This is a genomic window from Tardiphaga sp. GW821-FHT12E02 (genome assembly GCF_058807155.1).
In genome coordinates this window covers 641,617-653,408 of sequence record NZ_JBXAQK010000001.1, presented here as the reverse complement: position 1 = coordinate 653,408, position 11,792 = coordinate 641,617, and the positions used below count along the sequence as shown (strand labels likewise).

At 63.1% G+C, this 11,792-nt stretch carries 10 protein-coding genes; 2 read left to right on the top strand and 8 right to left on the bottom strand.

Translation table 11 applies throughout. The features are described 5' to 3' along the window. Window positions 1–96: 96 nt before the first annotated feature. Entirely contained in the window at window positions 97–783 is a 687-nt protein-coding gene (locus tag AC1RQ5_RS03110) for a response regulator transcription factor (protein ID WP_398481471.1), read from the top strand. Between the two features lie 84 nt (window positions 784–867). Further along, window positions 868–1,308: a cyclic nucleotide-binding domain-containing protein gene (locus tag AC1RQ5_RS03105; protein ID WP_493197051.1), complete on the top strand. Its 441-nt coding sequence runs from the start codon at window positions 868–870 to the stop codon at window positions 1,306–1,308. Window positions 1,309–1,527: 219 nt separating this feature from the next. Here the strand turns inward: AC1RQ5_RS03105 and AC1RQ5_RS03100 are convergent, their stop codons facing one another. The 8 genes from AC1RQ5_RS03100 to AC1RQ5_RS03065 all read right to left on the bottom strand — a co-directional run bounded on the left by AC1RQ5_RS03100 (window position 1,528) and on the right by AC1RQ5_RS03065 (window position 11,708). Next, on the bottom strand, window positions 1,528–2,343 hold the full coding sequence (locus AC1RQ5_RS03100; RefSeq protein ID WP_493197050.1) for an exodeoxyribonuclease III: 816 nt from the start codon (window positions 2,341–2,343) through the stop codon (window positions 1,528–1,530). Window positions 2,344–2,529: 186 nt separating this feature from the next. Next, a complete protein-coding gene (locus AC1RQ5_RS03095) occupies window positions 2,530–4,173 on the bottom strand; it encodes a FecR family protein (RefSeq protein WP_493197049.1) in 1,644 nt (547 codons plus the stop codon). Between the two features lie 9 nt (window positions 4,174–4,182). Further along, window positions 4,183–5,514, bottom strand: a complete 1,332-nt coding sequence (locus tag AC1RQ5_RS03090) for a tetratricopeptide repeat protein (RefSeq protein WP_493203274.1) — start codon at window positions 5,512–5,514, stop codon at window positions 4,183–4,185. 638 nt (window positions 5,515–6,152) lie between these two features. Beyond that, a complete protein-coding gene (locus AC1RQ5_RS03085; RefSeq protein ID WP_398481460.1) occupies window positions 6,153–7,013 on the bottom strand; it encodes an outer membrane lipoprotein carrier protein LolA in 861 nt (286 codons plus the stop codon). Between the two features lie 199 nt (window positions 7,014–7,212). Further along, window positions 7,213–9,705: a DNA translocase FtsK gene (locus AC1RQ5_RS03080; RefSeq protein WP_493197048.1), complete on the bottom strand. Its 2,493-nt coding sequence runs from the start codon at window positions 9,703–9,705 to the stop codon at window positions 7,213–7,215. Between the two features lie 12 nt (window positions 9,706–9,717). Then, window positions 9,718–10,941 (bottom strand): aminotransferase class I/II-fold pyridoxal phosphate-dependent enzyme, encoded by a 1,224-nt coding sequence (locus AC1RQ5_RS03075; RefSeq protein WP_493197047.1) that lies wholly within the window; start codon window positions 10,939–10,941, stop codon window positions 9,718–9,720. Between the two features lie 136 nt (window positions 10,942–11,077). Beyond that, window positions 11,078–11,422: a HepT-like ribonuclease domain-containing protein gene (locus tag AC1RQ5_RS03070; RefSeq protein ID WP_493197046.1), complete on the bottom strand. Its 345-nt coding sequence runs from the start codon at window positions 11,420–11,422 to the stop codon at window positions 11,078–11,080. Then, entirely contained in the window at window positions 11,412–11,708 is a 297-nt protein-coding gene (locus tag AC1RQ5_RS03065) for a nucleotidyltransferase family protein (protein WP_493197045.1), read from the bottom strand. The genes AC1RQ5_RS03070 and AC1RQ5_RS03065 overlap by 11 nt, the downstream gene beginning before the upstream one ends. Window positions 11,709–11,792 lie beyond the last annotated feature (84 nt).

Sequence of the window (11,792 nt, the reverse complement as noted above, 5' to 3'; positions counted from 1 at the left end):
GCTAGACTATGCGGATCGCGAAACCGTGATGATCTCCACCCCATCATCGCGTTTCCACACGTCGAAGCCGCAACAGCCGTCCAAAGGATTGTCGCAATGCCCAATGCCCGCAAGATCTTGATCGTGGATGACGACACTGATTTGCGCGAGGCGCTGGTCGAGCAGTTGTCGCTGCACGAGGAATTCGAGGCCTCGGCCGTCGACACCGGCGCCAAGGGCGCCACGGCTGCCAAAGCCAATTCTCCCGACCTGGTGCTGATGGATGTCGGCCTGCCCGACACCGATGGCCGCGAAGTCGTGCGCAGCCTGCGCAAGGGCGGCTTCAAGGCGCCGATCATCATGCTCACAGGTCACGATACCGATAGCGATACCATTCTCGGTCTGGAGTCTGGCGCGAACGACTACGTCGCGAAGCCGTTCCGCTTCGCCGTGCTGCTGGCGCGCATCCGCGCCCAGCTGCGCCAGCACGAAGCCAGCGAGGATGCGGTCTTCACGGTCGGTCCCTACAGCTTCCGTCCGGGCTCGAAGATGCTCACCGGCGCCAATGCCAAGAAGGTGCGGCTGACCGAGAAGGAAACCGCGATCCTGCGCTTCCTCTATCGCGCCGGCCAGCTCGCGGTGTCGCGCGAGACGCTGCTGCAGGAAGTCTGGGGCTACAATTCCGGTGTCACCACCCACACGCTGGAAACGCATATCTACCGGCTGCGCCAGAAGATCGAGAAGGACGCGGCCAATCCCGAAATCCTGGTGACGGAAGCCGGTGGCTACAAGTTGGTGCCGTGATACGAATAGTGGACCGATTCGCCTGTAGCTCCCTGTTGTGTGTTGCGCGTCCGGTCCACGCGGTTTTGCGGTTCGATTTTCTCCATGTCGATTGAAGATGACGTCTCATTGCTCGAGCGCGTCCCGACATTTCGCTTGCTCGGGCGCGATGCCTTGCGCGTCATCGCCATCGGCTCCGAGCAGCAGGAATTCTCCCGCGGCTCCTATCTGTTTCGCGAGGATGAGCAGGCCGATTGCGGCTATGTGGTGCAGAACGGCGCGTTCCGCGTCACCGTCGGTGACGATCACGAAGTGATGGCCGAGCGCGGCACGCTGATCGGCGAACTATCTCTGCTGGTCGCGATGCCGCGCCGCTCCACGGCGGTGGCCGCGGAATATTCCAGCGTGATCCGCATCACGCGCAGCCTGTTCCAGCGCGTGCTCGACAGCGATCCCGATGCCGCGCTGCGCCTGCGCAACGACATGGCGGCGCGGATGAACGAACTCGCGAGCGATTTCGCGCAGGTCCGGGCGAAGCTGGGCTAGCTCCTCTTAACCTCTCCCCGTTCTTTACGGGGAGAGGTCGCCGCGTCTTCGCGGCGGGTGAGGGGCATGGCACGCGCTCACCATCTGCTCTGCACTCACGGATCGTATAGTTCGTCGCTTCGATCGATCTTTGACGTGGCTGGCCCCGTGCCATGCCCCTCATCCGGCCACGCTACGCGCGGCCACCTTCTCCCCGCGCAGAGCGGGGAGAAGGAAGAACTACACATCCAGCACCACCGTCACCGGCACATGATCCGACGGCCGTTCCCAGCCGCGCGCGTCGCGCAGCACCTGATAGTCCTGCACCGCATCCTTCAGCGCGCTCGATACCCAGATGTGATCCAGCCGCCGGCCGCGATTCGACGCCGCCCAATCCGCGGCGCGATAGCTCCACCAGGTATAGATCTTCTCCGACAACGGAATGCGTTCGCGCGCGACGTCGATCCAGTTGCCCTCGCTCTGCACCGCCAGCAGCTTCTCGCATTCAATCGGCGTATGCGAGACGATCTTCAGCATCTGCTTGTGCGACCACACATCGTTCTCATGCGGCGCCACATTGAGGTCGCCGACAAGAATGTGCCGCGCATCGCCGCGCGGATGCAGACCGTCACAGCTTTTCATCTCGTCGAGAAAGGAGAGCTTGTGCGCAAATTTCGGATTGGCTTCGGGATCGGGAATATCGCCGCCCGCCGGCACGTAGAAGTCATGCACGATCAGCGGCGCGGACAATCCCGCCTGCGCGCCAAAGGCCACCGAGATATGGCGCGAATCCAGCTTGTCGCAGAACACGCGGATGTCGGTGGTCTCGAATGGCAGCTTCGAGACGATGGCGACGCCGTGATAGCCCTTCTGCCCGTTCAGCGCGATGTAGTTGTAGCCGAGCTGCTTCAGCCGCTTCAGCGGAAACGCATCGTCGGGGCACTTCGTCTCCTGCAGGCACAGCACGTCGGGCTGCACCGCTTGCAGGAAGTCGGCGACGAGCTCGATACGCAGGCGGACGGAATTGATATTCCAGGTGGTGAGGGTCAGGCGCATGGGTATGGATTGGGCTCCGCTTCCCCTCTCCCCTTGTGGGAGAGGGTGGATGCGCGCCGCAGGCGCGCAGACGGGTGAGGGGTAGCCACAAGCTTCGAGCCCAGTCACCCCTCATCCGGCACCGACTGCGTCGGCGCCACCTTCTCCCACAAGGGGAGAAGGGAAGAAAGCCGGAATACACCGCCCCTACCGCCTGATCGCCGCGGCAAAGCTGCCGCCGCCGACATAATTGGTGCCGGTAATCATCACCGTGCCACCCATTTCGCCGACCGGGCTGGTGGCCCCGCGCACGAAGCCGCCCACGATGGACATATTCCGGTTGCCGACGTCGCCCGCGGCACTGCCGATGAAGGCCACCGTGCCATTCTGCAGCGCAACGGTGCCGTGATAATTCGTGCTGTCCAGCCCGTTGACCGCGACATTTCCAGTGCGCGCGCCAAAGTCGACGGTGTTGGAGAAATTGCCCACCGCCTGCCTAACATCGCCGCTCGTGGTGCCGACATTGGCGATGACGTGGCCGACATAGCTGGCCGTCCCGGTGGTCGGCATGTCGGTGGCCAGCGCAGGCTGCCCCGCCACCCAGGTGCCGAAGATGCCGAGATTGGGATCCGGCGTCTTCACGCTCCAGAACCCCCAGCGCGTATATTCGCACTGGCAGACGGTCAGGTTCGGCTGGCCGAGACTGGCGCCCAGTTGCCGGGTGCTGGCTGGCGAGAGGTTGGTGATCTCGCCGCTGAAGCCGCTCGGCAGCCCGTCCTTCTTCAGTTGCGCGCTGAAAGTGTTGTAGTCCGTATAGCTGCTCGGCGTCGGGTCCGATGGATTCAGCGATCCGTATTGAACGATCTGATCGCTATTGCCGGTGCCATAGGTGGCACCGAAATTGGCCTGGATGCGATTGGCAATGGCGTCGAGCATCACCACCGCGCCACCGATGATCGACGAATTGTAGGACTGCCCGTTATTGGAGCCGGAGACATACTGGTCACGCACCACGCCGCCGGCGAGGCCCACCAGTGCCGTCGTCGGCCGCCCCTCTGTCCCCGACGCCTCCACCGTCCGCGATTGCGCCGAGGTCTGGATCGTCTGATCGAGCGTCTGCGCCACATGGCCGATGCGCGTGATGGTCGGCGCCGGCGTCGTGGTCGCCTGACCAGCCACGCCGCCATTCGATCCTGTCGCCCTCCGCTCCGCCGCAGCCACATTGCGCGGCGAGGCATGGCCCGCCGCCACGCCGCCGCTCTGGCCGCCGGCGCTCTGGAAGAACTGCAGCTGCGAGGCGACGTAGTTCGGCGGCGGCGGTCCGGGCGGCAGTGGCGGCGCTCCGCCGCCGGGCGTGCGCGTGAATTCGCCGGCGCCGAGCGACACCGTGCCGCCGCGCGATGTCACCGTCGATGAGCCATAGCCCATATACACATTGGGCCCGTTCAGCAGCACCACGCCACCGCGAATGCCGATGGTGGCCGATGACGTCTTGATCTCGGCATTGCCGGCATGGCTGATCAGCCCGCCGACAAAGCGCAGCGCGCCGCGGCCAAGCGTCGCCGCGAGCTTGCCTTCGCCGGATTTCGGATCGAACACATATTCGTCGATGGTGAGATCGCTGTTCGGTCCCACGGTCATCGAGGTCTTGTCCACGAACAGCACCTGCACCGAGCCGCTCTCGGTGGTGCGGATGCGCTCCATATGGCTGATGGACGAGCCGATGGTGATGGTGCGCGTATTGATGGTGGCCGCAGGATTGACGGCGGAGGCGGTGCCGACCTGCTGCGCATGCGCGGCCGTTATGAGAGAGGCCGTCGTCACGAGTGCGAGAGTTGCAAGACGCATCATCGGGCCACCTCAGAAACGAACCGTCGGGCCGAAGCCGACGGCAAAATTGCTGGTGCGATAGTTCGGCAGGCTGGACTCGATCTTCGAATACTGGATCTGCGTGCGCACGCCGACATTGTCGTAGATCTGCGCATCGAAGATCGCGCCATAGCGCTGCTCGCTGTCATTGCGCAGCGTGACGGGATCGATGATCGCATTCGGCGCGGCGTAATTGGCCCAGCTGAAGCCGAGCGTCGGCGCGATGGTGAACTGATGCGGCTTGCCCAAAATCGGCAGCACGAAATCATAGGGAAAAGCGAAGTCGATCGAATAGCGCTTGTAGCTGTTATAGGCGAAGATCGCCTGGTTCTCGTCATAGCCAATGCGCATCACGCCGCGCATGGTCGTGGTCAGGCGCAGGTCGGTGATCACGCCGGATGACAGGAAGTCGCCGGTCTGCTCCGCGGCGGTGGGGAAATTCAGCGAGTTGAAGAAGGCGCGGTGCCGCCCTTCGACAAAGCCTTCGATGAAGCCGAGGTCGCCGATGGCGTGGCGCGCCGAGACGCCGCCGCCGGCGGCGTTGAAGTAATTGGCATCGCCCAGCCACACCATGTCGCCGATGCCATAGACCTTGAACGAGGCGTTCTGCCCGACGGCAATGCGCGGGCCGGCCACCACTTCGATCAGGCCGAGATTGAACTGGCTGAGCCGGAATTGCTGGGTGCCGAGCGCCAGAATGCTGGCTTCCATCACGTCGCCGCGGGTATTCAGTCTGTAGCCGACGCTGGCGGCTGCGGTCTGGAAGGCATTCCAGTCCGGCCGCTTGCCGAAGGCGCCGTCGAGGATCGCGTCCTGGCCGAGCGCGCGCACCAGCAGGTCGTTGGGGCCGACATTGGCATTGGTCTGATAGCGCAGGCCGGTCTGGACGAAGGCGCTATAGTCCCAGGCCGACATGCGGCGGTCGATCTGTGCCAGATAGGCATTCACCTGGCTGCGGATGTCATCGGGCACCGGGCCCTTGATCGCATCGAGGAAATAGCTGCGCGCCAGCTCATAGGAGCCGAGCTTCAGATACAGCACGCCGAGTTCGAGTTTGACGCGCGGCAGGTTGGGATTGAAGAACAGCATGCGCTCGAGCGCGCCGATCGCCGCCTCATAGTCGCTGCGGGCGACGGCCTGTTCGGCAAATTTGAAGCTGACGTCGAGATCCGCCGGGCTCTGATACATCTGCTTGAACAGGGCGTCGTAATCGAATTGGGTGACCTGCGGAGTAGCGATCGCCTGCAGCAGTGTCTGCTGCGCATGAGCGATGGAGGCGCTCGCGCTCCACAAAAAGGCGGCGCTCGCAAGCGCGCGGCCCATGGTTCTGATCGATAATAAACGCGTCACGCCCGACCCCGGATCTGATTTGCGAGAGCCGCGCGTCACGATCGGAAAAGTGCGCGTTCCCCAGTCCTGCTGGCGATCAGTTTATCGGGGGGAGACGGGAAGTGAGAGGATTCCAGCGAACAATCGGAAATTGTGCAGGCGTGCAGCAATTCGGTAACATTGCGCGATCGGCAACTCAGCCGACAGGGCCTCAGCCCCACGCTCACCCCTCATCCTGAGGAGCCGCGTAGCGGCGTCTCGAAGGATGGCAGCAGGCGCCGGAGACAAGCCACACATGGTTCGAGACGCGCACCAAGCGGTGCGCTCGTCACCATGAGGGGCGGGAGTGACGCAGAAAGTCGAAGCGAAGCGCAGGTCTTAACCTCTCCCCGCCCTTGAGCGGGGAGAGGTCGCCGCGTCTTCGCGGCGGGTGAGGGGCATGGCACACGGTCAATGCCAAACGCGCACCTATCGAAGCGAAGACATGCCCTGCGCCGCCGTCGGAGAGATTCGATGGGAGTGAGCTTAGGGGCGGTTCGCGTGCCATGCCCCTCACCCGATCCGGCTACGCTGCGCTGCGCCGGGTCGACCTCTCCCCGCAGAAGGGCGGGGAGAGGTTAAGAAGAACGCGCCTAATTCGCCCCGCCGCCCGGATACCGCGCGAAGTCGATCTTGAACAAGCCCGGATCCGGCTTCTTCACCGTGTCCAGATTGTAGATCGCCACCGTGGTGTCGTAGCCCTGCGGGTCGGTGATGGTCCACTGCTTGAGCTGGCCGTCCTTGGTGCCGATCATCAGCATCAGGCGCGAGGTGCCGACCACGGCATTGCGTTCCTCGATGATCACCGAGGTGTAGAGCTCGTCCGACGTCACCGCGACGACATTGGTGTCCTTCATCAGATCGATGCGATCCGACAGCAGGTAGCGCAGCGGCGTCTGCGACAGCGGGTAGATATCCTGCGTCGCCAGCTTGGTGTCGCGCACCGCCAGCGACTGGCCGTCGGAGACCATCGCAATCGGCGTCGGCGCGTCATATTCGAAGCGCACCTTGCCGGGCTTCTGGATGTAGAAGTCGCCGGTGGTCTTGCTGCCGTCCGGGCCGACCTGAACGAAGTTGCCGCTCAGATTGCTGAGATTGGACAGATAGGCGCTGACCTTGGCGGCCGATGCCTTCTGGTTGGCATCGAACGTCATGAAAATGCTGGCCGGCACATTGCGGCGGGGATCAGGGATCACCGGCTCCGGCGGCTTGGTCTGCCGCGGCGCCTGGGCCTGCTGCACCGGCGTGATGGTGGCTGGCGGCCGGATCGGCTGCGGTTCGGACGCGGCCACCTGAAACGCGACATTGCGTGCCTTCGGCGCCGGGCGCGGCAACGGCGTCGTCTGTGCCTGTGCGGCGGACATCATGATGCCGACAGCAAAAGTCGCAGCAAGGCCGGCGGCGCTGGCGCGCAGGAGGGCCGGATGTGCGGCGTAGTCGGTGTCGCGTTTCATCAAAACGTCGTCCTGCTCGGCGATGCCATCGGCAGCGCATTCTAGCGCGCTTTGCGTCTGGGTTGATATCGGGTTTGCGCTTGGGTTGAGGATCCCCTGCGCGTCCGGTGCGACGTCTGCCGCATGCGCTGGCCGTAGCCCTGCGCTGTGGCGATTTCGCGACCCGGCCGCCTGTTTGTTCCTCGATACCGTCACGCGCTCAATAACCGCTCTCTTCTTCCGCAATCAGAATTTCGCGCTTGCCGGCATGGTTGGGCTGGCCCACCACGCCTTCGTTTTCCATCCGCTCGATTAATGACGCCGCGCGGTTGTAGCCGATCTGCAAACGGCGCTGGATGTAGCTGGTCGAGGCCTTGCGATCGCGTTTCACGATCGCGACAGCCTGCTGATACAGATCGCCACCACCGCCATCGGCGCCCATGCCGGTCTGGTCGAACACCGCGCCGTCTTCGCCTTCTTCCGGCTCCTCGGCGGTGACCGCCTCGAGATATTCCGGCTCGCCCTGCGTCTTGAGGTGGCGCACGACCTTCTCGACTTCCTCGTCCGACACGAAAGGTCCGTGCACACGCGAGATACGGCCGCCACCGGCCATGTAAAGCATGTCGCCGCGGCCGAGCAGCTGCTCGGCGCCCATTTCGCCGAGGATGGTGCGGCTGTCGATCTTCGACGTCACCTGGAAGGAGATACGCGTCGGGAAGTTCGCCTTGATGGTGCCGGTGATGACGTCCACCGAGGGTCGCTGCGTGGCGAGCACGACGTGAAGGCCGGCGGCGCGCGCCATCTGCGCGAGGCGCTGCACCAGGCCTTCGATGTCCTTGCCGGCGACCATCATCAGGTCGGCCATTTCGTCGACGATGATGACGATATAGGGCAGCGGCGAGAGATCGAGCTTCTCTTCCTCGTAGATCGCCTTGCCGGTTTCCTTTTCGAAGCCGGTGTGAACCGTGCGGGTGAGCTCCTCGCCCTTCTTGCCGGCCTCGACGAGGCGCGCATTGTAGCCATCGATATTGCGGACGCCGAGCTTGGCCATGCGCTTGTAGCGCTCTTCCATCTCGCGCACCGCCCATTTCAGCGCGACCACGGCCTTCTTCGGATCGGTCACGACCGGCGTCAGCAGATGCGGGATGCCGTCATAGACGGACAGTTCGAGCATTTTCGGATCGACCATGATCAGGCGGCACTGATCGGGCCGCAGCCTGTAGACGAGGCTGAGGATCATGGTGTTGATCGCGACCGATTTACCCGAACCGGTGGTACCGGCGATCAGCATATGCGGCGTGCGGGCGAGATCGATGATGATCGAGTCGCCGCCGATATTCTTGCCAAGGCAGAGCGGGAGCCGGATGCCCTCGTTGGTGTCCTGCACGGTGAGCAGTTCGCGCAGGTAAACATTTTCGCGATGCTGGTTCGGCAGCTCGATGCCGATGGCATTGCGGCCGGGGACGACGGCAACGCGCGCGGAGAGAGCGCTCATCGAGCGCGCGATATCGTCGGCGAGGCCGATCACGCGCGACGACTTGATGCCCGGTGCGGGTTCGAGTTCGTACAGCGTGACGACGGGGCCGGGATTGGCTTTGACGATTTCACCGCGCACGCCAAAATCCTGCAGCACGCCTTCCAGCGCGCGCGAATTGGCCTCGAGTTCAGCCTTGCTGAGCGGCTTGCGATCGGCGGCCTTCGGCGCCGTGAGCATGCCGACGGAGGGCAGTTCGAACTTGCCACTGTTGTTCTTGCGGACCGGCTCCTTGGCGGAAGATTTCTTGCGCGCCTTGGGAGCAGGCTCTTCCTCGATCTCTTCTTCCTCTTCCTCGTATTCCTCTTCTTCGTCCTCGTGCTCGTCGTCCTCATGCTCATCATGCGGCGCAATCGGCGGGCTCGCGCGTCGGCCGCCGAGATTCGGCTCCTGGCGCTCGAACGCAGCCGCACGCGGCTCGCTGCCGGAGGTGACGAATTTGGAATAGAGGAAGGACAGCACGCGGCCGATGCGTGCCTTGGTGCTCATCAGCGCATGGAAGAACCAGCCGAGCGAGACAGCGAAAGAGCGACGCTCCTTCTCGTCATCGACGTCCTCGAACGGCTCGTCATCGATGTCCTCGATCTCCGGGAAGTCCTCCTTCGCCTTGGCGCCATAGCCGCAGGCGAAGATAAACGTCACCGCCATCAGCGCGCAGAAGATGGAGCCGAGCACGAAGCGATAGATGAAGCCGACGGGACCGAACACGACGGCCGGCGCACGAAACAGCGCATCGCCGACCACACCGCCGACACCGGTCGGCAGTGGCCACGAGCCGCCATGCTGCCAGCAGCTCGCAAAGCCCGAAGCGAACACGGTGCAGAGCAGCCAGCAGGTGAGGCGCAGTGCTTCGCGATCGAAGTGACGATGCGTCATCATCCGCCAGCCCCACACGGCGACGGTGAGGATCATCATGATGGCGCCAAGCCCGAGGATCTGCATCAACAGATCCGCGCCGATCGCGCCGGGATAGCCGACGATGTTGCGGATCGCCCGCGAGGTCGCATGCGACAGGCTCGGGTCCTGCACCGACCAGGTCATCATCGCTGCTGCGGCAACGCCTGCGATGCCGATCAGGGCAAAGCCCATGAGTTCGCGCAGCCGCCGGCCAAGGGCCTCGCGCAGCGAGGCCGGGAGGTGGCCGACCAGAGGAATGACGCGTTCGATCGTGGTGCTCATGCTGGCCTTCGATCAGCCGAGAATCTTGACGAGGCGATGCAGCGCCTCGGCGGTGGTATCACTGTCCTGAACCATGGCGATCCGGATGTAGCCGGCGCCGGGATTGCTGCCGTCGGGCTGGGTCCGGGCGAGGTAACTGCCGGGGACGACGCGGACTCCGCCGTCTCTGTAAAGCCGTATTGTCGCCTCTTCGTCGCCACCGGATTTCGTGACATCCAGCCACAAACAGAAGCCGCCGGCGGGTCTCTTGTAGCCGTAGCGCGAGCCCAGAATCTGGTCTGCGAGATCGAATTTCAGCCCGTAAAGCCTGCGGTTTTCCTCCACGTGGCTCTCGTCGCTGTAAGCGGCAACCGCCACCTGCTGCAGGGGCACCGGCACTTGCGGTGCGGCCACGTTCCGCAACTCGTGGAAAGCGCTGAGGAATTTCTTGTCGCCCGCAACGAAGCCAACGCGCATGCCGGGCAGGTTGGAGCGCTTCGACAGTGACTGGAAGGCGACGACGTTCTGAAAATCCGGCCCGGCCTGCGCCAGCATGCTGCCCGGCGCCTCGCGGGTGTAGATCTCCGAATAGCATTCGTCGCTCAGAACGATGAAGCCGTACTTCAGGCTAAGCGCATGAAGTTGCTTGAAATATTCGGGCGTCGCGACGGCGCCTTGCGGGTTCGCAGGCGACGCAATGTAGATCGCCACAGTCCGTCGCAAGGTGGATTCATCGATGGCATCAAGGTTTGGGAGAAAGCCATTTTCGACCGTGGTGGGGAGGAAAATCGCCTCGCACCCCGCCGCCCGCGCGCCGGCACCATAGGCGGGATAGAACGGATTCGGCAGCAAAATGGCGGGTTTACCCTCGCGCGGCCCGACATAACGGGCCGCCGCGATGCCGGCAAAAAACAAGCCCTCGCGGCTGCCATTCAGCACCAGAACTTCGGTGTCCGGATCCACCTCGCGCATCAAGCTAAATCGCTTAGTGATCCAGCGAGCGGCCGCCTTGCGGAACAGCTCGGTCCCCTTGGCGATCGGATAGCGCCCGAAATCATTGATATGCTTGGTCAAAATCGGCCCGACAAAATCCGGCACCGGATGCTGCGGCTCGCCCAATGACAGCGTGATCAGCGGCAATCCGGGTTGATAGGGCGCCAGCAATTCCGTCAGCCGCGCAAATGGCGAGCGCTCGCCATCGGGCCCCGCGGAGGTCCGGGAAGCACCATGCAGCTGCGAGGAATTGGTGGAAACCATCGGAAAAACGCCCGTACTTTCAACGCCGCCGACCGCCCCATGAGATCGGCAGAAATGGGATCAGACCACCATAGATACGGCGAGGTTAAGGCCCGATTAACCATGGACGGGTGGGGGTTAAGCAACGCGGCAGCTATCAAGAAAGTCTGGAAATTTCAGAGTCGATCGCGGCTTTCAAAATCGGCAAAGCGAGCGTGACGGTATTCCAGATGATTGGAGCAGCAACGTCCTCGTAGTCATGTCGATAGACATTTCCTGCGTCGGCAACTTGTCTCCAGATGATATGCGGATGCCGCCCTTTGAGATCGTTCGGCAAGCGACGCGATGCCTCTGAAATAATTTCAAGACAACGAATAACCGCGTAAAGCGTGCGCAAGTCACGACCGAGGTGATCCGGTGGTGTGTCGGCGATAAAGGCCGTCGCCAAATCAATGTGATGCTGGATGTCGAGAAGTGCCGCTTCTGCGGCCTTAGAAGGCATCGATCGCATCAGCGGTAGCGGCAGGTGCAATGTGAGCTTTAAGATTCTTGCGGCTCACCACATCGACCGGACCATCAAACAGTCCTGCAATATATTCCTTGAGGCCGGCATAGTCGTAGACCGTCAAACGTGCCGCGGGATCAATCTCGATCATGATGTCGATGTCGCTGTCCGGACGATGATCACCGCGCGCGACCGAGCCGAACAGGGCAGCATGACGAACGCCACGCTCACGTAGCGCATGCTCCGACCGTCGCAATATTTCGAGGACGTCGACGCTGTTCATTCGCGAAATATAGCACAACGGCAGAAATTCCGGGAGTCTCCGTCGCGGTCCCAAAAAGTGAAGGGCCCCAGCTTGCGCTGGAGC